Below are 21,538 nucleotides of genomic sequence, written 5' to 3'. Positions count from 1 at the left end.
CGGAGCCTGCGGATGTTCGTCCTGAATTTCCTAATGCGGCGTCTGGCTCAGGGCGTCCTGATCATCTTTCTCGTCTCGCTGCTGATCTTCACGCTGTTGAGGGTCGTGCCGGGAGATCCGGTGCGGCTGATGGCTGGCGGAATGGCGCCCGAAGCCCTGATCGAGAAGATCGCAACCGACATGGGCTTGCGGGATCCGATCGTGGTCCAGTTCGGGCGCTACATCGGCGGCGTCGTGCGCGGCGATCTCGGGCAGTCCTTCGTTCGGCCCGCGAACGGGGCGGCGACGGGCGGGGCGACCTTCAACGACACGACGCGCGGTGAACGGGCGAAGGTGCTGAGCCTGATCCTCGAAGCGCTGCCGATGACGCTGCAGCTTGCCGCGGTGACGCTGGTGATTGCCCTGGTGTTCTCCGGAATCGTCGGCATTGCCGGAGGCCTTGCGATCGGACGATGGCCGGACAAGCTGGCGTTCTACATCTCCTCGATCTTCATATCGCTGCCGAACTTCTGGCTGGGAATCGTTCTGGCGCTGCTGTTTTCCGTCAAGCTCGGATGGCTGCCCGCGATCGGCTACAGGGGATTTGCCTATACGATCCTCCCGGCCATCGTGCTCGCGGTCGAGCTGTCGCCCGTCCTGATCCGGACGCTCGTGAGCTCCGTGTCGGCGCAGATGACCGAGCCCTATGTGGCGGTCGGGCACGTCCGCGGCCTCGGGCGCAGCCGCATCATCGCCAACCATGCGCTTCGCAACGCCTCGGTGCCGCTGCTCAATCTGCTCGGGATTCAGTTTTCGAGCCTGCTCGGCGGCGTCATCATCGTCGAATACATCTTCGACTATCCGGGGCTCGGCCTCCTGACCATCAACGCGGTGCTGCAGCGCGACTTTCCGCTGATCCAGGGGATCGCCATCGTCACCAGCGCCATCTTCGTGCTGATCAACATCGTCGTCGACCTCGTCGCCACCACCATGGATCCAAGGCTCGAATATTAAGGCGCGAATATTGATGTCCGTGACCACAGCCGCCGGCGCGCCGATCGTGCGCAAGCCGGCCCAACGCTCCATCGCCCGACGCATCTTCGACAAGGCGGCATCCACGCCGGGCTTCCGCGTCGGCCTCGGCATCTTCGTCGTCCTCGCCCTGGCCACCGCACTCTATCCCGAGCTGAGCGGCATCGATCCGACCAAGATGGATGTCAAAGCCCGTCTGCTGCCGCCGTTGTTGCTCGGCAACAACTGGAGCTGGGCTCATCCGCTCGGCACCGACCAGATCGGCCGCGACATGCTGGTGCGCTCGCTAGTCGGCCTGCGCTACTCGTTCCTGATCGGGGTTGCGTCCGTCATCGTCATGCTGACGATCGGATGCGCGCTCGGCACGATCGCCGGCTATTTCGGCGGGCGGACCGATGCCGTCATCATGCGACTGACCGATGCGCAGCTGTCGATCCCGATGATCATCCTTGCCATCTCCGTGCTGGGCGTGTCCCGGCCGACCATCCCCGCGATCATCCTTGTGCTCGGCGTCTCCAACTGGCCGGTCTATGCGCGCATCATGCGCAGCATCGTGATGACCGAGCGGCAGCGCGAATATGTTCGTGCCGCGAAGATCGGCGGATCGACAGACGCGCGAATCATCCTCACCCTGCTGCTTCCGTTGCTGCTGCCGCCGGTGCTGTTCACCTCCGTGCTCGACGTGGCCCGCATGATGATCTTCGAATCGACGCTCGGCTTTCTCGGGCTCGGGGTTCAGCCGCCGACGCCGACCTTCGGCAACATCATCGCGGATGGGCGCAAATATCTGCTGAACGCGTGGTGGATCGCTACCATGCCCGGTCTGTTCCTGGGATTGACCCTCACCAGTATCAATCTGATCGGCGCCTCGCTCGAGCGCGCGCGCAATACGGTCCATGGAGGCGGGGAAGGATGACGCAGCCACTTCTCGCACTCAGGAATTTGACTGTTGCCGCCGGCCGCGCCGGCTCGGCGAAGATCATTCTCGATAGCGTGTCGCTCAGCCTTGCGCCGCGCGATATCGTCGGGGTGGTCGGCGCGAGCGGCTCCGGAAAGACTGTGCTGTCCAAGGCCGTGGTCAACTGGCTGGAGCCGCCGCTGGCGAAGCGGTCCGGCGAGGTCCTGTTCGAGGGACGCGACATCTACGCGATGAGCGGCGCGGACATGCGCACCTTGCGCCAGCGGATTTCCTATGTCGGCGCCAATCCGATGGGAGCGCTCGATCCCACGCTGCCGGTCGGTGCCCAGATCGTCGAGAAAATGCGGGCGGTGGTGCCCGGCGTATCGCGGCGCGACGCCGAGCGTCGCGTCATCGAGCTTCTCGATGCCGTTCGGATCCCGTCCGCGCGCAACCGCTTTCACGACTATCCCTCGCAATTCTCCGGCGGGATGATGCAGCGTGCGCTGATCGTCGACGCGCTGGTGACCAATCCCGCACTGCTGGTGGCCGACAATGTCACGCAGCCGCTCGACGTCACGGTCGCGGCCCAGGTGATCCGGCTGATGAAGGAGCTGACGACAAGCTTCGACACCGCCGTCCTGTTCGTGTCGTCGTCGCTGCCGGTGGCGCGCGAGGCCTGCTCGCGGATTCTGGTGATGGAAGCAGGCCGCATCGTCGAGGAGCAGTCGACCGAGGATTTGATCGACAAACCCGTCTATCCCTATACGCGGGAGCTGGTGCGGCAGACCCCGAGGATATGGGGCGAACCGGCCGCGACGCCCCCGCTGGATGACCGGCGGGAGGTGGTTCTCAGCCTGCGCGATGCGTCGCAGATCTACAAGGTCAGGAAGAAGACCGGTTTCGGCGGCGTCAATCTGGTTCGTGCCGTTCGCAACGTCACCTTCGACGTTCGCCGCGGTGACAGCTTTGCCATTGTCGGGGAATCCGGTTGTGGAAAGTCGACCCTGATGCGGCTTCTGTGCAGGCTCGAACTGCCGAGTTCGGGACAGATCCTCTGCTCGGCCCAGGATATCGCCGCGCTCAGGGGCAAGGGGCTGCTCGCGTTCCGCGGCAAGCTCCAGATGGTGCTGCAGGACCCGTTCGGCTCGCTGCCGCCGCGGACCTCGATCGGAAAGATTCTGGAAGATCCGCTGCGAACGCACGGCTGGCGCGACAGGGCCAGGATTCGCGAGCGCGTCCTGAAAGTGATGGGAGAGGTGGGGCTGCCGGCCGAACTCTACGAGGAGCTTCCGCTCGGCTTGAGCGCGGGACAGCGGCAGCGTGTCAACGTGGCCCGCGCGCTCGTCCTTGAGCCGGAAATCCTGATCATGGACGAGACGCTGTCGGCGCTCGACCAGGCCGAGCAGTTCAAGCTGCTCGACCTCTTCCAGAAGCTTCAGAAGGAGTACGACCTGACCTACATCTTCATCTCGCATGATCTTGCGATGGTAAGGAAAGCCTGCAATCGCGTCGCGGTGATGTATCTGGGCGAGGTCTTCGAGCTCGCCGACAATGAGCGTCTCTTCTTCGACCCGGGACACCCCTATACGAAGGCGCTCCTGAGCGCGATGCCGACGCTCGAGCAGCGTCGCTATCGGCCGGAGGAATGCCTGCTGGAAGGGGAGCCACCGAGCCCACTCGACATCCCTGATGGCTGCAGCTTCAGGTCGCGCTGCCCGCAGGCGATGAACAAATGCAGCCGTATTCAGCCGAGCCTGACGGTGCGTGAGCGACAGGATTTCGCTGCCTGCCACCTGGTCGTGCCGCCGTCGGCGTCCGGCGACATCGGCGCGGTGCGCGCCACCGTTCCGTGAGAAAGTCATGAAGAAGAAGTGCCGCGCAGCGGCCGGAAGTGCCGACACAACCGGGGAACGTCCATGAGCTTTACGGAGCATCGCCTGGAGTTGATCCGCGACCTGTTGCGGCAGAAGCAGCGCGTCCACGTCAAGGACCTCGTCGATCAGTTCAAGGTCAGCCAGGAATCGATCCGACGTGACCTCCGCGAGCTCGAGACGCAGGGCTTTGCCCGCCGCGTCTATGGCGGCGCCGTGCTCGACCGCCAGGAGAGCGACCAGCCCTTTGCCGAGCGCCTGCGCGTCGGCGCAAGGGAAAAGGCACGGATCGGAGAGGCGGCCGCGGCCCTGGTCAAGGACGGCATGAAGATCTTCGTCGACGAGGGGACCACGGTGCTCGCCTGCCTGAAGCATCTCGAGACCCGCAAGGATCTCACGATCGTGAGCAATTCGCTCGCAGTGGCGGCTCAGTTCTACTATTCGGCGACGCCCAGCGTCCGCGTGCTCGGTGGGCGGTTGCGTCCCGACTATCAGGCGACCTTCGGTCCCGAGACGGCGGCGGCGATGAAGGAGCACTTCTTCGATCTCGCCATCATCGCAATCAGTGCGGTTCATGCCGAGCGCGGTTTCATGGACTACGGCGAGGACGAGGCGATCATCCGCCGCGTGGCGCGCGCGCAGGCCAAACGCTCGGTCATCGTCGCGGACAGCTCCAAGTTCGGTCGCCTCGGCTCGATCCACACGTTCGGCCTGCAAGACGTCCACGCGGTGATCACGGGGAGCACCCTGACCAAAGACTTCTCCGATCAGTTCCTCAAGTCCAGCGTGGAAATCATCTATGCCTGACATCGCCCCCGAGCGTGCTCCCATCAATCCATCGCGTCTCCAGGCGATGATGGACGAATTGTCGATGTTCGGCGGCGGGCCGGACGGATCCATGACGCGTCTCTCTCTGTCGAAAGAGGACGGAGCCGCGCGTGATTGGCTCGGCCGCTGGTTCGCCCGGAACGGTTTCACCGAGGCCGTCGACGCCATCGGCAATCAGTTCGGGAGCCTGTCGCTGGCCGGCGCCAACGCGCCGGTGGTCATGGTGGGATCGCATATCGACAGCCAGCCCAATGGCGGCCGCTTCGACGGCGCGCTCGGCGTCGTCTCGGCCTGCGAGGCCGTACTTGCCGTATCTGAAAGGCTGAAGGCCGAAAAGAAGCTGCCGGTCTGCAATTTCCAGGTGGTGAATTGGACCAACGAAGAGGGGGCACGCTTCCAGCCGAGCCTGCTGGGAAGCAGCGTGTTTGCCGGCGCGCTCGAGTGCGAATGGGCGCTCGAGCGCAAGGACGGCGATGGAGTAACGGTGCGCGAATCCCTGGCGCAGATCGGCTATGCCGGCAAGGACAGCGTGGCGAGGCCGGGCGCGCTGATCGAACTTCACATTGAAGGCGACAAGGCTTTGTTTGAGGCCAATGAGAAATTCGGAATCTTCACCCGGTTCTGGGGCGCGACCAAGTATCGCCTCGCCTTCCTCGGCCGGCAGGCCCATACGGGGGCCACGCCGATGGCGCAGCGCAAGGACGCAGTGCTTGGTGCAGCCTACCTCATTGCTGATCTGAAGCAGATCGCAGGCGAGCACGGCCTCGACCTGCATACATCCGTTGGCCGGCTGGAGGTGTTTCCGAACTCGCCCAACACGGTCCCGTCCGAAGCCGTTCTCTTCATCGAGCTGCGTTCGGGATCGCCGGAGGTTCTCGCCGAGGCCGAACGAAAGATGAAGCTTCGGATGGCGGTGGCGGCGGAGAAAGCCGGGGTGACATTCGAGGTGAGATCGATCGATCGTCGCAAGGCCGGCCGATTTGCGAAAGGGCTGATCTCGCTTGCGGAGCGAACTGCCGCAAGCTTCGGCGAAACGGCGCGTCATCTCGATACGATCGGCGGGCACGATGCCGTGGCGATGTCCGGCGTCTGCCCCTCGGTCGTGCTGGCGGTCCGTTCACGCGACGGCGTCATTCATCATCCCACCGAGTTCACGAGCGCGGCAGACCAGGCCTTAGGGACGCAGGTCCTTGCAGACATGCTCTACACGCTTGCCTGCGAAGGACTGCCAGCGATCGAGGCCGCGGCATGAAGACGCTTGGTCATCCGGATACGGTCATGGAGATGCGCGCCGAGCGCGCAATCAGGAACCTGCTGGTCACCGAGGCGGCGACGGCTGCCTACGCGGCATCTGCGTTCCCGGTGGCTTCACCGTCCTATCATGCCGTCGAGGCGACGACATTCAATGTGGCGCCCGACGGCATTAACGCAAGTCTGTTTCTGCGGCTGGCGAACGACGAAGTTGCCGAGCTCGTCGACGACGACGCGGCCTTTGTGGCGGCGCGACGTCTTTTTGGCCTGGGCTTGTCGCCCACGCCGATCGCGCGTGCGCCGACGGAAAGGGCCGTGCTGTTCGCGCGCCTCGGCGACGGCTGGCGTACGGCGAAGATCGACGATCTGATGCAGGAAGGCGCCGTGGCGCGGCTCGTTGAAATGCAGAAGTTGATTGCCGCCGGCGAACCGTTGGGGCGTCCCTGGTCAGTTTTCGACGGGATCGATCGGCTTTGGCCGCTGGTCTCGCAGTCAAGCGCCGTGCTTCCCGGCGACGTGAACTGGATGTTGGCCTGGATGACGCCCATTCGGGCGGCGATTTCGGCGGCCGGTGTCGACCCGAGACCGGCGCACGGCGATCCGCACTCATCCAACGTGATGCTCGGTCCGGACGACGCCATGATGCTGGTCGACTTCGACATGGCCGGCGACATCGACCCTTACTACCAGCTCGGGGTTCAGATGAACGAGCTCTATCAGTTCGAGAGTCAGATGAAGCCGCTTCTGGAAATGCACGATGGCCAGTTCAGCGACAAGGCCTTTAGCCGATGCCGGCTCTATGCGGCCGCCGACGATCTCTACTGGGCGCTTCGCAGCCTGTTGCAGGATGTCCGTTCGCCCGTGCAGGGCGTGGAGTTCCTGAAGTATGCGGCGTGGCGCTTCCTGCGATGCCGGATGTTGCTCGGACATCCCGGCTTTGAAGAGCGGGTACGATCTCTCTAGCGAAGGTGGCAAGGTGATGATGGAGGTAGGGGCAGGCCGGTCCGATGCCGAACGGGCGTTGGAGACGGCGATTGTTCAGGTGGATGCCTGGAAGGGGGCTCGTCTGACATACAGGCCGGTGTCGGGCGGCATCAGCAACACCAATTTTCGTGTCGCGGTCGAAGGCGACCCGGTCGGATATTTCGTCAAGATACCCGGCCGCGGCACCGAGATGTTCATCGATCGCCGCGCGGCGCGGGCCGCAAGCAAGCAAGCGGAGATCATGGCGGTCGGGCCCCGGACCTTCGATTATCTGGATCATTTGGACATCGAGGTGTCCGAGTTCCTGGATGACCGGCGGGCATCGACCCATCGCGATTGCGTCGACCCGCGGTTTCGCGCCAGCGTCGTCAGGATGTACCGCCGTTTTCACGAAGGCCGGCCGCTCCCGCTGACCAAGACCGTGTTCGACATGATCGACGAGCATTATGAGCAGGTGCGACAGCTTGGCGGCTACTGGCCGGAAGATCATGCCTGGCTCCACCGTCAGTACGGGCAGGCCCGTGCGGCGCTCGAAGCGGCCGGGCTCGATCTCGTGCCATGCTTCAACGATCCGATGCCGGGGAATTTCCTCGTAGGGGAGGACAGGTCGATCAAGCTGATCGACTTCGAATATGCGTCCAACAACGAGAGGCTCTACGACCTCGCGATCTGGAGCGGGGAGCACTTCTTCTCCGAGGATATCGAACAGGAAATCATCGAGGAGTATTTCGGCTCCTGCAACAAGCAGTGGCACGCGCGCTTCATCATTCACAAGGCGCTCGCCGATATCAAGTGGAGCACCTGGGCGATGGTGCAGAACCGCATCTCGACACTGGACTTCGACTTCTACAAGTACGGCATATGGAAGCACATGCGGGCCCGCTCCATCATCCAAGATCCGCGATGGCCATTGTTCCTGAAGGCGCTGTGATGGCACACCCAGCCGTTGCGGCAGACGATACCGAGGTCTACCTGTCCTTTGCGGCCGAACTTGCGGATCTGGTCAGGCCCATCGTGCTGTCCTATTTCCGGACGCCGCTGGAGGTTGTTTCCAAATCCGATGACAGCCCGGTGACGATTGCCGATCGCACCGTCGAGCTGCGTCTCAGGGAGAGGATCGAGCAACGCTTTCCGGAACATGGAATTATCGGTGAGGAGATCGGGGGCAAGCCGGGCGGCGCCTTCACCTGGATCGTCGATCCGATCGACGGCACCAAGAGCTTCATCACCGGCTTTCCCCTGTTCGGTACGCTGATTGCATTGACCTATCAGGAGCAGCCGTTCTGCGGCTTGATCGACGTTCCCTTCACGGGAGAGCGGTGGACAGGAAGGCCGGGTCAGGCCCTGTTCGGCAGCGGATCGGCGCGGACCAGCGCGTGCGAGCGCATCGCGGATGCGCGCTTCTACACGACGTCGCCCGACATGTTCGCCAACCGCGGCGATGCAGAGGCGTTCGAACGGATTTCGCGCGCTGCGAGATTGCGCCGCTTTGGCGGGGATTGTTACATCTATGGCCTGCTGGCGTCGGGGCACTGCGACATCGTTCTCGAAACCGGCCTTCAGCCGCATGATTACATGGCGCTGATTCCAATCGTGCAGGGCGCCGGAGGTTGCATCACGGACTGGGCGGGACGTCCGCTCACAATTCGTTCGGAAGGGCGTGTGTTGGCGGCTGCCACGCCAAGGTTGCATGCGGACGCGCTCGCCCTCATCCGCGGGTAGCGATCATGCCGTACAAGACAACCATCGACGGGACGGTCTATGGCTTTGCCGACCTCAGAGATCTCCTGGCCAAGGCGACACCGGAGCGGTCGGGCGATCAGCTTGCCGGCATCGCCGCGGAAGGACCGGTCGAGCGACTTGCCGCGCAGATGGCGCTCGCGGATCTGCCACTCAAGGCCTTCCTCGCCGAGGCGTTGATCCCGGTCGAGACCGATGAGGTCTCGCGCCTTATCATGGAGCGCCATGATGAGGCGGCCTTCGCGATCGTCTCATCGCTGACCGTCGGGGAATTCCGCGAATGGTTGCTCAAGCCGGAGACGACCCCGCAATTGCTTGAGGCCGTGGCGCCCGGTTTGACGCCCGAGATGGTGGCCGCGGTCTCGAAGATCATGCGGCTGCAGGACCTGATTTCGGTGGCGTCCAAGCGGGAGGTGGTCACGCGATTCCGATCGACGATCGGCCTCAAGGGACGGCTTTCGACACGCAATCAGCCCAACCATCCGACCGATGATTCCTACGGCATTGCCGCGTCGGCGATCGACGGTCTCCTGATGGGATCGGGTGACGCCGTGATCGGCGTCAATCCGGCAACTGATACCGTGGATGATTATATCCGCATCGTTTCGCTGCTGGACGAGTTGCGCGCGCGCCTCTCCATTCCAACGCAGACCTGCTGCCTCGGCCACGTGACGACGGCGATGAAGGCGATTGCGGCGAAGGCGCCGGTGGATCTGGTGTTCCAGTCGATTGCAGGGTCGCAGAAAGCCAATGAGGGGTTTGGCGTCAGTCTATCGCTGCTGAAGGAGGCTCATGAGGCCGTACGCAGTCTCGGTCGCGGCGCCATCGACGCCAGCCTGATGTATTTCGAGACCGGGCAGGGCGCCGCACTCTCGGCCGACGCGAATTTCGGTGTCGATCAGCAGACCATGGAGGCCCGCGCCTATGCGGTGGCGCGCGAGTTCAGCCCTCTGCTGGTCAATACCGTCGTGGGCTTTATCGGCCCGGAATATCTCTTCAATGGCAAGCAGATCATCCGCGCCGGCCTCGAAGATCATTTCTGCGGCAAGCTGCTCGGCTTACCCATGGGCGTGGACGTCTGCTACACCAACCACGCGGATGCCGACCAGGAGGACATGGACGCTCTGTTGACGCTGCTCTGTGCGGCCAACGTCAACTTCGTCATCACCGTGCCCGGCGCCGACGACGTGATGCTGAACTACCAGTCGCTCGCGCATCATGACGCGGTCTATTGCCGCGAGACTTTGAAGCGGCCGCCAGCACCGGAGTTCGAACGATGGCTGCTTGACATCGGGCTGACCGACGGAGCGGGTAGGCTTCTGGAGGCGCCGCCGAGGCTTGCGAATTATATGGCGGATGCCCGGCTGCTCGGAGCCTGACATGACGGACGAACTCGATCGAACGCCCGCGACGTCATTCGATCTTCGGGAGATGACGCAGGCACGGGTGCTCCTCGGCCGGTTCGGCGCGGGACTGCCGACCCGGGCAGCGCAGTCGTTCCTGCTCGATCATGCGCGCGCCCGCCAGGCGGTCTGGTCTGAAGTCGACTGGGCGTCGGTTCGATCCGGGCTGGCTGACCTTGGGGTGGGAATCGTCGACGTCGAAAGCCAGGCTGATGATCGCGCCAGCTATGTCCGTCGTCCGGATTTGGGCCGAAAGCTCTCGTTGCAGGCGGCAGAGCGCCTCGCGGGCTTCCGCTCGGACTATGACGTCCTGATCGTCGTTGCGGACGGCTTGTCTGCGAGCGCGATCGATACAAATGCCGTGCCGTTGGTGCGGGCACTCGTCGGCCGCCTATCAGCGCGGCAGCTTTCCATAGCTCCCCTGGTTCTGGCATCGCAGTCGCGCGTCGCACTCGGCGATCCCATCGCGGAGATCGTGGGGGCGAGGATCTCCATCGTGATCATTGGGGAGCGGCCCGGCCTTTCGGCCGCCGACAGCGTCGGCGTCTATGTGACCTGCTCGCCGCGGCCGGGCACGCCCGATTCAAGAAGGAATTGCATATCCAACATCCGTGCCGGCGGACTTGCCATCGACCGCGCAGTTGACGGAGTGGTGGTGCTGGTCGCGGAGATGCTGCGGACAGGTATCAGCGGAGTTGGATTGAGGGATGCCTTGATGGGACTGCCGCGCGACTGACGTTCGGACAGTCGCCGGCCCAAAGATACCCGCGGCGCCGCCTTCATGGCGAGTTGCAGTTAATCCACGTCGAACTTGACGCCCTGGGCGAGCGGCAGCGTGCGGCCAAAATTAATGGTGTTGGTGGCGCGGCGCATATAGGCCTTCCACGCGTCCGATCCGGATTCACGCCCACCGCCGGTTTCCTTCTCGCCGCCGAACGCGCCGCCGATCTCGGCGCCCGAGGGGCCGATGTTCACGTTGGCGATGCCGCAATCGGAACCGCGCGCCGACAGGAAGGCTTCGGCCTCGCGCAGATCGTTGGTGAAGATCGACGACGACAGGCCTTGCGGAACGGCATTGTGCAATTCGATCACGGCATCGAAATCGCGGTACTTGATGACATAGAGGATCGGCGCAAAGGTCTCGCGCTCGACCGAGCCGGTCTGTCCGCCGATCTCAACCAGCGCAGGGCGAACGTAGAAGGCCGCGTCTGCATCGGCAACGGTGACGCGATCGCCGCCGACAATGGCCGCACCCGCGGCCTTGGCTTCGCCGAGCGCTCGCTGCATCGCCTCGTAGGCAAGGCCGTCGATGAGGGGCCCGACCAGGTTGCCGGAGAGAGGATTGCCGACCGAAACGGACGCATAGACCTTCTTCAGCCGCGGCACGAAGCTGTCATAGACGCTCTCGTGAACGAACAGGCGGCGCAGGGTGGTGCAACGCTGGCCGGCCGTGCCCATGGCCGCGAAGGCAACGCCGCGCAGCGTCAGGTCGAGATCGGCCGTCGGGGTGACGATCGCGGCATTGTTGCCGCCGAGTTCCAGAATGGCGCGGGCAAAGCGCTGGGCGAGCTTCGGCGCGACGGCGCGTCCCATCGCGGTCGAGCCGGTCGCCGAGACCAGAGGCACTTTGGTGTTGTTGACGAGGGCCTCGCCGATCTCGCGCCCTCCGATCAGCACGGCGGACAAGCCGTCGGGCACTGCGCCGCCGTCGGCCTTGAAGCGCTTCAACGCGCGCCCGAGCAGCGCGTCCGTCGCCAGCGCAGTGAGAGGGGTCTTCTCCGAAGGCTTCCAGACGATGCTGTTGCCGCAGACCAGTGCCAGCGCGGCATTCCAGGCCCAGACCGCGACCGGGAAATTGAACGCCGAGATGATTCCGGTGACGCCGAGCGGATGCCAGGTTTCCGCCATGCGGTGCTCGTGTCGTTCGGTGGCGATCGTCAAGCCGTAGAGCTGGCGGGAGAGCCCCACGGCGTAGTCGCAAATGTCGATCATCTCCTGGACTTCGCCGAGACCTTCCGACTCGATCTTGCCGGCCTCGATCGATACGAGCCGGCCGAGCGCGCGCTTGTTGGCGCGAAGCTCTTCGCCAAGGAGCCGAACGAGCTCGCCGCGCTTGGGGGCGGGGACAACGCGCCATTGCAGGAATGCCGCGTGAGCCTTGTCGATGACCGAGGTCGCGCCGGCGGCATCGATTTCCCTGACACGGGTCACGGTCTCGCCGGTGATCGGGGTTTTTGCCGCCAGCGTGCCATTGCCGTAGCTGCCGGGGTCGACACCGAGTTCAACCAGCAGCGCGTCGACCTCGGCCTTGAGCGAGAGGTTGCCGGTCTGACTGGATGAGGTGGCGGACATGAGAGGCTCTTTCCGGGGGCTGGCGTTGATTCAAGAAGGGACTGTTTGATGGGCCACGGCGTCGTTGGCGGATTCGCTCAACGGCGGCCCATCCCACCTCATAAAGAGGACAATGAGCAGGCGTTTTCAAACGATAGAAGCTCAACAAGTCATTCCAAGGGCGAATGATAGGGGTCTGAGCGCACGGGGGAGCGATGAGCCGGCGCACCCGCCTCTGTCAGGGGAGAGGCCATCAGCGGTCCGGTGCTGTCTCCAGCAGAAGCCATTCCCGGAAGGCAACAAGTGGCGGATGGGATGCGCGATCGGTCGGCCAGGCCAGATAGTAGGCCTCGGCGCTTTTCATCGGCAGGTCGAGGGCGTGCACCAGCTTGCCGGTGCTCAGCTCCTCCTCGATCAGGAATTCGGGAAGCAGCGCGATGCCGAGCCCGGAAATCGCCGCTTGCGATGCGGTGGCGAACTGATCCAGCAGCATGCCATGGACGGCATGGGCGTCGACGCCGTGGAGCGTCAGCCATTGCTCCCAGGCGTCCGGACGCGTCGTTAGATGCAGCAGAGGGGCCTTGCGGAGATCGCTTGCTTCCTTGAAGCCGTATTGGCGCCGCAACTCGGAGCTGCAGGCCGGAATCACGGTCTCCGATCGCAGCAGTGCCAGTTCGCCCCCCTGCCATTCCGGGCGCCCGAAATGGATCGCGGCGTCGACCGGCTCAAGCCTGAAGTCGAAGCGCGACAACCGCGTGACCAGGTTGATGGTGATGCCGGGATTGTCCGCAAGGAATTTGGGCAGCCGCGGCGCCAGCCATCGTGTGCCGAAGGTTGGCAGGATTGCGAGGGTTAGCGTGCCGCCGAACGGATTGGCGCGCAGATTGAGCGAGGCCGTGCTGATCTTGCGCAGCGCATCGCGGATCTCGCGGGCATAGGCGTCGCCGCCCACGGTCAGGCGGATGGTCTGCCGCTCGCGATGAAACAGCTCGACCTCGAGCTGTTCCTCCAGCGCCTTGACCTGGCGGCTCACCGCGCTCTGCGTTAGCGACAGCTCCCGGGCTGCGGCCGTGATGCTCCCGGTCCGCGCCGCCGCTTCGAAGGCGGTCAGCAGGGGCAGTGAGGGTAGGAAGCGGCGGGGGCTTTGCACGTCATTCTCCAGCCGAATGAGGTCTTGACCAAACATGACTTGGCCCGGCGCAACTGGCAACGCTAGATTACCGCCCGGACCCGCAGTCCAGGTATTCGGCACGCCTGCAACGGTCGCATCTCACTTGCCGAATTGGAATGAACCGGTCAACGCGCCTCGGACAACGCGACCCTGCGGGCGGACACAGACGAGGACATCGGAGCCGATGCTAGACAACGCCAGATCCCACGGTCTTTGGGAGTTGACCGCGCCACCGCCACCGGAAACGAGCGGATTGAACGGATCGATCAGGGTCGACACGGCCATCATCGGCGGCGGATATACCGGTCTGTCGGCCGCGCTCCATCTCGCCGAGGCAGGGGCCAATGTCGCGCTGCTCGAGGCGGTGGAGATCGGCTTTGGCGGGGCCGGCCGCAACGTCGGCCTGGTCAATGCCGGCATGTGGGTGATGCCGGACGTCCTTGGCGACGTGCTCGGCGGCGATTACGGCGAGCGTCTTCTCCAATTGCTGGGCGACGCCCCGAGCCTGGTGTTCGATCTGATCGCGCGCCACCGCATCGAATGCGAGTTGGAACGTGCCGGCACGCTCCATTGCGCCGTCGGGCTCAAGGGGTTGAGGGAGCTGGAGCAGCGCGTGGCGCAGTGGAGTCGTCGCGGCGCGCCGGTCGAGTTGCTCAACGCTGCCGACACCGCCGCGAAAATTGGCTCGTCGGCCTATACGGGGTCGTTGTGGGATCGGCGCGCGGGCACGATCCAGCCGCTGGCTTATGCGCGGGGCCTTGCCCGCAGCGCCGTGAATGCCGGCGCGAAGATATTCACCCGCAGCGCGGTAACCTCGGCCGAGCGGATCGACGGAAAGTGGAAGCTGCACACGGCGGGCGGCGACGTCATCGCCGACCGCGTCATCGTCGCGACGGACGCCTATGCGACGGGGCCCTGGTCCGAGGTCAGGACGGAGCAGATCCATCTTCCCTATTTCAACTTCGCCACCCAGCCGTTGTCCGACAACGTTCGCGCATCCATTCTTCCCGAACGGCAGGGCGCCTGGGACACCAATGAGGTGCTGAGTTCGTTTCGCTTCGATCGCGCCGGCCGCCTCGTGTTCGGAAGTTGCGGCGCGCTTCGCGGGACGGGTGTTGCGGTTCATCGATCCTGGGCACGACGGGCGCTCAAGAAGCTGTTCCCGCAGATCGGCGACGTCAGGTTCGAAGCGGAATGGTACGGCCTGATCGGCATGACTGACGATCACCTGCCGCGCTTCCACAAGCTTGCTGAAAACGTGTTCGGCTTCAGCGGCTACAATGGGCGCGGCATTGCGCCGGGCACGACATTCGGGCGGTTGCTCGCCCTCTACGCGCTCGGACAACTCGACGAGAAAGACCTGCCGCTCCCGGCATCGCCCCCGATCAAGCCGAACTTCCGGAGCGCGAGGACGGCGCTGTACGAGGTCGGGGCGCAGTTCGTTCATCTGATCGAGGCGCGGCGGTAGACCTGGAATTCCGAAGTGCGACAAAATAGTCCTATAGGAAATAAGTTGACGATAGGAAACTTTTGATCGAGGATGGACCCGCGGTCTGGTCCAAACGCGTTTCGTCCATCTGTGATCCAGACGTCAGCAGGGCAAAGGCATGTCGGACGGCGCCGTTTACGCTCTGGAGACCCGCGGCCTGAGCCGCGAGTTCGGCGGCTTCTTCGCCGTCAAGGGCGTCGACTTCCGCCTTGTCCGCAACAGCACGCACGCCGTGATCGGCCCGAACGGGGCTGGCAAGACCACCCTGTTCAACCTTCTGACGAAATTCCTCCCGCCGTCGGCCGGCACGATCCTGCATGATGGCGAGGACGTCACCCGCCTCAGCATGTCGGCGATGGCCAAGCGCAGCGTGGTGCGATCCTTCCAGATCTCCGCGGTGTTCGCCGGACTGACCGTGCGCGAGAACATCGAGCTGGCGCTGCTGCGCGCGCATGGCCTTGCCTGGAATCTGCTTGGCCGGATTTCGCGTCATCGTAGCGTGCTGGAGCGCACCGATGCGTTGCTCGAGCGCTTCGGCCTGTCCGACTATGCCGGGACGATGGCGGGCAGTCTTTCCTATGGCCGCAAGCGCGTGCTTGAGCTGGCGACGACGCTCGCGCTGGAGCCCGGCGTGCTGCTGCTCGACGAGCCGATGGCGGGGCTCGGTCATGAAGATATCGGGCGGGTGACGCAGTTGATCCGCGAGGCCGGCAAGGGCCGTACGGTTTTGCTGGTCGAGCACAACATGAACGTGGTCGCCGAGCTTGCCGACACCATCACCGTGATGGTGCGCGGCGAGGTGCTGGCGCAGGGAAGCTATGCCGACGTTTCCTCGCGCGCCGACGTGATGGCTGCCTATACGGGGCAGGCGCATGAGTGAGAGTCTCGCGGTCGGCAATCTCCAGGCCTGGTACGGCGAGTCCAAAGTCCTGCACGGGATGGATTTCAGCATCCGCGCCGGCGAGGTGGTGACGCTGCTCGGCCGCAACGGCGCCGGAAAGACCACGACGCTGAAGGCGATCATGGGGCTGCTGGACAGGCGTTCGGGCTCGATCGCACTCGATGGCCACGAACTCATCGGTGCTGCACCCTACGACATCGCGCGCAAGGGCATCGCCTTCTGTCCGGAGGAGCGCGGCATCTTCGCGAGCCTGAGCGTGCGCGAAAACCTGTTGTTGCCGCCGAAAATCGCCGCCGGCGGCATGACGGTCGCGCAGATCCTCAAGTTGTTTCCGAACCTGAAGGAGCGTCTCGACAGCCAGGGCACCAAGCTGTCCGGCGGCGAGCAGCAGATGCTGGCGCTCGGGCGCATTCTGCACACGGGCGCGCGCATCCTGCTGCTCGACGAGCCGACCGAGGGGCTCGCGCCCGTGATCATCCGCCAGATCGGCCGGACGATCACCGAGCTGAAGGCGCTCGGCTTCACCATCCTGCTGGTCGAGCAGAATGTCGGCTTCGCCGCCGGCCTGGCCGACAGACACTATATCGTGGAGCTCGGCCGCGTCGTCGAGGAAATTCCGGGCGCGGAGTTCGAAGGCAGGTCGGGCGCGCTCAAGAGCTATCTCGGACTTTAAAGGGCATCATGACCACGATCTTCGGCGTCCCTTCCGCAGTGCTCTATGGCCAGCTCCTGCTCGGGCTGATCAACGGGGCCTTCTACGCCATGCTGAGCCTCGGGCTCGCGGTGATCTTCGGCATGATGAACATCGTGAACTTCGCGCATGGCGCGCAGTACATGATGGGCGCGATGGGCGCGTGGCTGCTGCTCAATTATCTCGGCATCGGCTATTGGTGGGCGTTGATCCTGGCGCCGCTCGTCGTCGGTGCGATCAGCATCGTGATCGAGGTGTTGCTGCTGCGGCGCCTTTACAAGCTCGACCATCTCTACGGCATGCTGCTCACCTTCGGTCTCGCGCTGATGCTGCAGGGCGCCTTCAGCAACTGGTTCGGATCCTCCGGCCAGCCCTATACGATTCCGGAGGCGCTGACGGGAGGCCGCAATCTCGGCTTCATGTTCCTGCCGAACTATCGGGCCTGGGTGATCGCCGCCTCGGTCGTGATCTGCCTCGGCACCTGGTACGTCATCGAGCGCACCAAGCTTGGCGCCTATCTGCGCGCCGCGACCGAAAACCCGATGCTGGTTCAGGCCTTCGGCATCCGCGTCCCGCGCATGATCACGCTGACCTACGGCGCCGGCGTCGGGCTCGCCGCGCTGGCGGGCGTGCTGGCCGCGCCGGTCTACCAGGTCAGTCCGCTGATGGGCGCAGATCTCCTGATCGTCGTGTTTGCCGTGGTGGTGATCGGCGGCATGGGCTCGATCATGGGCGCGATCGTGACCGGCTTTCTCGTCGGCATCATCGAGGGGCTGACGAAGGCCTTCTATCCCGAGGCCTCGACGACGGTCGTCTTTGTCGTGATGGCGGTGGTGCTGCTGATCCGTCCCGCGGGATTGTTCGGCTCGAAGCTCGATGCGGTGCAGGGGCAACCGCAGTCCGGCCTGTCGGCGACTGTGCCGTCAACGCGTACGCAGACGCTGGTCTTCCTCGCGCTCGCCTGCTGCCTCGCGGCCGCGCCGCTCGTCGTCTATCCCGGCTTCATGATGAAGGCGATGATCTTCGCGCTGTTCGCCTGTGCCTTCAACCTGGTCGCCGGTTACGGACGGCTGGTTTCCTTCGGTCACTCGATGTTCCTGGGCTCGGCCGGCTATGTCTGCGGCCATGCCGCCAAGATCTGGGGGCTATCTCCCGAACTTGCGATCCTGGCCGGGACCGCAACGGCGGCGATGCTCGGCTTGGTCACCGGCTGGCTCGCCATTCGTCGCAGCGGCATCTACTTCGCGATGGTGACGCTCGCGTTCGCGCAGATGGTCTATTTCGTGGCGCTCCAGGCGCGTTTCACCGGCGGCGAAGACGGGTTGCAGGCCGTTCCACGTGGCATGCTGTTCGGCCTGATCGACCTTTCGCAGCCGGCAAATCTCTACGGCTTCGTGCTGCTGATATTCCTCGGCGGCTTCTTCCTGATCATGCGGCTGGTGGGGTCGCCGTTCGGGCGCGTGTTGAAGGCGATCAGCGATCACGACGCGCGCGCCCAATCGCTCGGCTTTGAGACCGGCCGCTACAAGCTTGTTGCCTTCGTGCTCTCGGCGGCGCTGGCGGGGCTTGCGGGGTCGACCAAGGCGATCGTCAGCCAGCTCGCCAGCCTCACCGACGTGCACTGGTCGATGTCGGGCGAGGTGCTGTTGATGACGTTTCTCGGCGGCGTCGGCACCCTCTACGGGCCGCTCGTCGGCGCCTTCATCGTCGTCGCGATGCAGAACTATCTGGCCGCATTCGGGCAATGGGTCACCGTCATTCACGGCCTGATCTTCGTGCTCTGCGTGCTCGCCTTCCGCCGCGGCATCGTCGGCGAATTGATCGAGCTCTGGCATCGCCTGCGCCGGACATCGGCGGCTGCGCCCGCCGCGCTCCGCGAGGTGGCGGTCACTCCACAGGAGTGAGCCGCGACATTTCGAACAAAAGCTTCGCCGTCCGGCGGAGCACGACAGGACCGGGCCAAACCCGCTCGAGAGAGTGGATCTGAAAACAGGGAATAGATGATGCAACAGACGCTTTCCAAATCCTTGCGCGGGATCGCGGCCGCGCTCTGCCTGGGTTCGTTCGCCGTTGGCGGCCAAGCCGCGGCCCAGGTCAGCGACGACGTGGTCAAGATCGGCGTGTTGACCGACATGTCCGGCCAGTATTCCGACCTGAACGGACCTGGCTCGCTCCTGGCGGCGCAGATGGCGGCGGCAGACTTCGGCGGCAAGGTTCTCGGCAAGCCCATCGAGATCATCGGCGCCGATCATCAGCAGAAGGCGGACATCGGCGTCGGCATCGCCCGGCGCTGGATCGAGAACGAGAAGGTCGACGCGATTTCGGACGTCACCAACAGCGCGATTGCACTGGCGGTGCAGCAGTTGACGCGCGACACCAACCGCGTCGCGCTGTTCTCGTCGCCGGGCACGACGGATTTGACAGGCAAGCAGTGCTCGCCGACCGGCTTTCAGTGGGTCTACGACAATTATTCCAATGCGGTCGGACCGATGAAGGCCCTGATCGACAAGGGCAACGACACCTTCTTCATCATCACCGCCGACTTCGCCTTCGGACATTCGCTCGAGAAGATCGCGAGCGCGGCGATCGCGGCAAATGGCGGCAAGGTCCTGGGCACCGTCCGCCATCCGTTCGGCGCGAACGATCTGTCGGCGTTCTTGCTACCGGCGCAGGCGTCGAAAGCGAAAGTCATCGTGCTCGCCACCGCCGGCAAGGACATGACGACCGCGATCAAGCAGGCCAATGAGTTCGGCATCATCGCAGGTGGCCAGGCCGTCTCCGCGCCGGTCGTGTTCATCACCGACGTCCACGCGCTAGGTCTGTCGACCGCCCAGGGGATCTCGTTCATCGAGGGCTTCTATTGGGACCAGAACGACGAGACACGCGCCTTCGCCAAGCGCTTCTTCGAGGTGCGCAAGGCGATGCCGACCGCGCCGCAGGCCGGCGTCTATTCCTCGATCCGGCACTATCTCAAGGCGATCCAGGCCGCCGGCACCGATGAGGCCAAGGCCGTGGCTGCCAAGATGCGCGAATTGCCTGTGGACGACTTCTTCGCCAAGGGCGGCAAGGTGCGCGAGGACGGCCGCATGGTCCACGACATGCTGCTGGTCCAGGTCAAGAAACCCTCCGAATCGAAGCAGCCATGGGACTATTATAATGTCGTGGCGACCGTTCCCGGGGAGCAGGCCTTCCAGTCTCTTGCCCAGAGTGAATGCCCGCTCGTAAAGAAGTGAGGCGAAGCCCCGGCGGCGTCGCGCCGCCGGGGCTGCACATATGCAATACCAAGGGAGAGAGCCGCGATGAAGAAGACTGCGACGCGACCGTCGCTGAGGGAGACCGCGGCCGCCGAGATCGTGCCGGCGCGTTTTTCGGCTGACGTCGCGCCGGCCGAGACAAGCGACGATCTCGGTCAGAGGCTGAAGCGCGTACGGATCGACAAGGGCTGGACCTTGAAAGAGGTGAGTGAGCGCACCGGGGTTGCGCGTTCGACCCTGTCGAAGATCGAGAACGGCCAGATGTCGCCGACCTATGACGTGCTTCAGAAGATCACGCGCGGGGTCGATCTCGACATCGTCGAGCTGTTCGACCAGCGTCGCCAGAGCGCGCCCTTTGGGCGCCGCAGCGTCACCCGTCGCGGCGAGGGCAAGCCGCATCCGACCGATACGTATGACTACGAAGTTCTGGCGACCGACCTGTCGCAAAAACACATCCTGCCATTCAAGGCGCGGATCAGGGCGCGCAGCCTGGACGATTTCCCCGGCTGGGTGCGTCACGAGGGCGAGGAGTTCTTGTGCGTTCTGTCCGGGACGGTCCGGGTCTTCACGGAGTTCTATGCTCCCGTCACGCTCGAAGTAGGCGACAGCACCTATTTCGACAGCAAGATGGGCCACGCCATCGTGTCGTTGAGCAAGGAGGATGCCGAAGTCATCTGGATTTGCACCGGCATCAGCGCACTTTCATGATCAGGACGGAATGATACCGATGCTGCGCAGTTACTCCGCTGCCGACGTTCATGCCGCGCTTGCGTTTCCCAGGCTGATCGAGGCGTTGCGCGAAGCCTTCAGGCGCGACGGCGAACCGATGCCGCTGCGACAGGCCTATGAGGTCGGCGTCGACGGCGCGCCCGCCAGTCTCCTGACGATGCCGGCCTGGGTCCGCGGTGAGGCGCTCGGCGTCAAGCTCGTCACGGTGTTTCCGCAGAATGCCGAACGCGGTCTCGGAGCGGTGTCGTCGCTCTATTTCCTGCTCGATGGCCAGACCGGCCAGCCGCGTGCCATGATCGACGGCGAAGCCCTGACCAATCGGCGCACTGCTGCCGCCTCGGCGCTGGCTTCCGACTATCTGTCGCGCGCCGACAGCCGCACGCTGCTGGTCGTCGGAACCGGCCATCTTGCACCTCACCTTGTCGCAGCCCACTGCGCCGTGCGTCCGATCGAGAGAGTGCTGGTCTGGGGACGCCATCCTGAGCGCGCGCTGGCCCTGGCCGATACGCTGGCCCGGCAGGGCGTCAACGCAGCCGGTGCGGCCGACCTTGCCGAGGCTCTGCCGCAGGCTGACATCGTCAGCTGCGCCACGACCTCGACCGAGCCTTTGGTCAAAGGGGCACTGCTGCGGCCGGGAACTCATATCGACCTCGTCGGTGCGTTCAGGCCGCAGATGCGCGAAAGCGACGATGACGCCGTTTTGCGCAGCCGCGTCTTCGTCGATACCTATGCCGGAGCACTCGCCGAGGCGGGAGACCTGCTGCAACCCATCTCCGCCGGAAGCTGGAGCGCCGACAGGATCTGCGGCGATCTGCATGAACTGACAAATGGCACCAAACCGGGTCGCCTTGACCGCAGCGAAATCACCCTGTTCAAATCGGTCGGCGCGGCGATCGAGGATCTCACGGCCGCGAGTCTGCTGGCCAACCCGAGTTCCCTCGTGCGGCCTCCCGAGCGAGGGCGCACGACGACGAAGGCCTGAC

Annotated in this window: 19 protein-coding genes and 1 pseudogene; 18 read left to right on the top strand and 2 right to left on the bottom strand. The window is 64.4% G+C overall.

All coding sequences use genetic code 11. The annotated features are described in order from the left end of the window. The first annotated feature begins 12 nt into the window (after positions 1-12). From AC1RR3_RS20250 to eutC, 10 genes are all read left to right on the top strand, one after another. Positions 13-993, top strand: coding sequence for an ABC transporter permease (locus AC1RR3_RS20250; protein WP_492824870.1), 981 nt, complete (start codon positions 13-15; stop codon positions 991-993). 13 nt (positions 994-1,006) lie between these two features. Next, the gene (locus tag AC1RR3_RS20245) at positions 1,007-1,927 is read left to right on the top strand and encodes an ABC transporter permease (protein WP_492824869.1); all 921 of its coding nucleotides are present in this window, start codon (positions 1,007-1,009) and stop codon (positions 1,925-1,927) included. Continuing rightward, positions 1,924-3,765 (top strand): ABC transporter ATP-binding protein, encoded by a 1,842-nt coding sequence (locus AC1RR3_RS20240; protein ID WP_492824868.1) that lies wholly within the window; start codon positions 1,924-1,926, stop codon positions 3,763-3,765. Before AC1RR3_RS20245 ends, AC1RR3_RS20240 begins: the two co-directional genes overlap by 4 nt. 63 nt (positions 3,766-3,828) lie before the next feature. Continuing rightward, positions 3,829-4,590, top strand: a complete 762-nt coding sequence (locus tag AC1RR3_RS20235; protein WP_492824867.1) for a DeoR/GlpR family DNA-binding transcription regulator — start codon at positions 3,829-3,831, stop codon at positions 4,588-4,590. Then, complete coding sequence (locus tag AC1RR3_RS20230) at positions 4,583-5,863, top strand: Zn-dependent hydrolase (RefSeq protein ID WP_492824866.1); 1,281 nt, start codon at positions 4,583-4,585, stop codon at positions 5,861-5,863. The genes AC1RR3_RS20235 and AC1RR3_RS20230 overlap by 8 nt, the downstream gene beginning before the upstream one ends. After that, positions 5,860-6,825, top strand: a complete 966-nt coding sequence (locus AC1RR3_RS20225; RefSeq protein ID WP_492824865.1) for a phosphotransferase family protein — start codon at positions 5,860-5,862, stop codon at positions 6,823-6,825. Before AC1RR3_RS20230 ends, AC1RR3_RS20225 begins: the two co-directional genes overlap by 4 nt. A 16-nt stretch (positions 6,826-6,841) precedes the next feature. Further along, a complete protein-coding gene (locus AC1RR3_RS20220) occupies positions 6,842-7,777 on the top strand; it encodes a phosphotransferase (protein WP_492824864.1) in 936 nt (311 codons plus the stop codon). Next, positions 7,777-8,568, top strand: coding sequence for a histidinol-phosphatase (gene hisN, locus AC1RR3_RS20215; RefSeq protein WP_492824863.1), 792 nt, complete (start codon positions 7,777-7,779; stop codon positions 8,566-8,568). The genes AC1RR3_RS20220 and hisN overlap by 1 nt, the downstream gene beginning before the upstream one ends. 5 nt (positions 8,569-8,573) lie before the next feature. Further along, positions 8,574-9,965 (top strand): ethanolamine ammonia-lyase subunit EutB, encoded by a 1,392-nt coding sequence (locus tag AC1RR3_RS20210; protein ID WP_492824861.1) that lies wholly within the window; start codon positions 8,574-8,576, stop codon positions 9,963-9,965. Between the two features lies 1 nt (position 9,966). Next, complete coding sequence (eutC, locus tag AC1RR3_RS20205; RefSeq protein WP_492824860.1) at positions 9,967-10,725, top strand: ethanolamine ammonia-lyase subunit EutC; 759 nt, start codon at positions 9,967-9,969, stop codon at positions 10,723-10,725. Between the two features lie 59 nt (positions 10,726-10,784). On the opposite strand, the gene amaB is transcribed toward eutC, so the two are convergent. Beyond that, positions 10,785-12,341 (bottom strand): L-piperidine-6-carboxylate dehydrogenase, encoded by a 1,557-nt coding sequence (amaB, locus tag AC1RR3_RS20200; RefSeq protein ID WP_492824859.1) that lies wholly within the window; start codon positions 12,339-12,341, stop codon positions 10,785-10,787. A gap of 232 nt (positions 12,342-12,573) precedes the next feature. Continuing rightward, positions 12,574-13,506, bottom strand: a complete 933-nt coding sequence (locus AC1RR3_RS20195; RefSeq protein WP_492824858.1) for a LysR family transcriptional regulator — start codon at positions 13,504-13,506, stop codon at positions 12,574-12,576. A 169-nt stretch (positions 13,507-13,675) separates the two neighbouring features. Between AC1RR3_RS20195 and AC1RR3_RS20190 the strand changes: the two genes are divergently transcribed. The 8 genes and pseudogenes from AC1RR3_RS20190 to lhpI all read left to right on the top strand — a co-directional run bounded on the left by AC1RR3_RS20190 (position 13,676) and on the right by lhpI (position 21,537). Further along, positions 13,676-14,959, top strand: a complete 1,284-nt coding sequence (locus tag AC1RR3_RS20190) for an NAD(P)/FAD-dependent oxidoreductase (protein ID WP_492824857.1) — start codon at positions 13,676-13,678, stop codon at positions 14,957-14,959. A 139-nt stretch (positions 14,960-15,098) separates the two neighbouring features. After that, on the top strand, positions 15,099-15,860 hold the full coding sequence (locus tag AC1RR3_RS20185; protein ID WP_492824856.1) for an ABC transporter ATP-binding protein: 762 nt from the start codon (positions 15,099-15,101) through the stop codon (positions 15,858-15,860). Then, the gene (locus AC1RR3_RS20180; protein WP_492824855.1) at positions 15,853-16,554 is read left to right on the top strand and encodes an ABC transporter ATP-binding protein; all 702 of its coding nucleotides are present in this window, start codon (positions 15,853-15,855) and stop codon (positions 16,552-16,554) included. Before AC1RR3_RS20185 ends, AC1RR3_RS20180 begins: the two co-directional genes overlap by 8 nt. Before the next feature lie 8 nt (positions 16,555-16,562). Then, positions 16,563-17,438 (top strand): annotated as a pseudogene (locus AC1RR3_RS20175) (branched-chain amino acid ABC transporter permease); the annotation flags it as partial. A gap of 138 nt (positions 17,439-17,576) precedes the next feature. Then, positions 17,577-18,476, top strand: coding sequence for a branched-chain amino acid ABC transporter permease (locus AC1RR3_RS20170; protein ID WP_492825151.1), 900 nt, complete (start codon positions 17,577-17,579; stop codon positions 18,474-18,476). 99 nt (positions 18,477-18,575) lie between these two features. Then, the gene (locus AC1RR3_RS20165; protein WP_492824854.1) at positions 18,576-19,805 is read left to right on the top strand and encodes an ABC transporter substrate-binding protein; all 1,230 of its coding nucleotides are present in this window, start codon (positions 18,576-18,578) and stop codon (positions 19,803-19,805) included. A 66-nt stretch (positions 19,806-19,871) separates the two neighbouring features. Beyond that, positions 19,872-20,534, top strand: coding sequence for a helix-turn-helix domain-containing protein (locus tag AC1RR3_RS20160; RefSeq protein ID WP_492824853.1), 663 nt, complete (start codon positions 19,872-19,874; stop codon positions 20,532-20,534). Positions 20,535-20,553: 19 nt separating this feature from the next. After that, entirely contained in the window at positions 20,554-21,537 is a 984-nt protein-coding gene (lhpI, locus tag AC1RR3_RS20155; RefSeq protein WP_492824852.1) for a bifunctional Delta(1)-pyrroline-2-carboxylate/Delta(1)-piperideine-2-carboxylate reductase, read from the top strand. The last annotated feature ends 1 nt before the right edge of the window (position 21,538 follow it).

This window comes from Bradyrhizobium sp. GW821-FHT13H05, from assembly GCF_058804065.1.
This window is presented reverse-complemented; position numbering and strand designations above follow the sequence as displayed.

Coding starts and splice junctions, on each gene's coding strand:
- AC1RR3_RS20250 (WP_492824870.1), top strand. CDS start 13: ATGTTCGTCCTGAATTTCCTAATGCGGCGTCTGGCTCAGGGCGTCCTG.
- AC1RR3_RS20245 (WP_492824869.1), top strand. CDS start 1,007: ATGTCCGTGACCACAGCCGCCGGCGCGCCGATCGTGCGCAAGCCGGCC.
- AC1RR3_RS20240 (WP_492824868.1), top strand. CDS start 1,924: ATGACGCAGCCACTTCTCGCACTCAGGAATTTGACTGTTGCCGCCGGC.
- AC1RR3_RS20235 (WP_492824867.1), top strand. CDS start 3,829: ATGAGCTTTACGGAGCATCGCCTGGAGTTGATCCGCGACCTGTTGCGG.
- AC1RR3_RS20230 (WP_492824866.1), top strand. CDS start 4,583: ATGCCTGACATCGCCCCCGAGCGTGCTCCCATCAATCCATCGCGTCTC.
- AC1RR3_RS20225 (WP_492824865.1), top strand. CDS start 5,860: ATGAAGACGCTTGGTCATCCGGATACGGTCATGGAGATGCGCGCCGAG.
- AC1RR3_RS20220 (WP_492824864.1), top strand. CDS start 6,842: ATGATGGAGGTAGGGGCAGGCCGGTCCGATGCCGAACGGGCGTTGGAG.
- hisN (WP_492824863.1), top strand. CDS start 7,777: ATGGCACACCCAGCCGTTGCGGCAGACGATACCGAGGTCTACCTGTCC.
- AC1RR3_RS20210 (WP_492824861.1), top strand. CDS start 8,574: ATGCCGTACAAGACAACCATCGACGGGACGGTCTATGGCTTTGCCGAC.
- eutC (WP_492824860.1), top strand. CDS start 9,967: ATGACGGACGAACTCGATCGAACGCCCGCGACGTCATTCGATCTTCGG.
- amaB (WP_492824859.1), bottom strand. CDS start 12,341: ATGTCCGCCACCTCATCCAGTCAGACCGGCAACCTCTCGCTCAAGGCC.
- AC1RR3_RS20195 (WP_492824858.1), bottom strand. CDS start 13,506: ATGTTTGGTCAAGACCTCATTCGGCTGGAGAATGACGTGCAAAGCCCC.
- AC1RR3_RS20190 (WP_492824857.1), top strand. CDS start 13,676: ATGCTAGACAACGCCAGATCCCACGGTCTTTGGGAGTTGACCGCGCCA.
- AC1RR3_RS20185 (WP_492824856.1), top strand. CDS start 15,099: ATGTCGGACGGCGCCGTTTACGCTCTGGAGACCCGCGGCCTGAGCCGC.
- AC1RR3_RS20180 (WP_492824855.1), top strand. CDS start 15,853: ATGAGTGAGAGTCTCGCGGTCGGCAATCTCCAGGCCTGGTACGGCGAG.
- AC1RR3_RS20170 (WP_492825151.1), top strand. CDS start 17,577: ATGATGAAGGCGATGATCTTCGCGCTGTTCGCCTGTGCCTTCAACCTG.
- AC1RR3_RS20165 (WP_492824854.1), top strand. CDS start 18,576: ATGCAACAGACGCTTTCCAAATCCTTGCGCGGGATCGCGGCCGCGCTC.
- AC1RR3_RS20160 (WP_492824853.1), top strand. CDS start 19,872: ATGAAGAAGACTGCGACGCGACCGTCGCTGAGGGAGACCGCGGCCGCC.
- lhpI (WP_492824852.1), top strand. CDS start 20,554: ATGCTGCGCAGTTACTCCGCTGCCGACGTTCATGCCGCGCTTGCGTTT.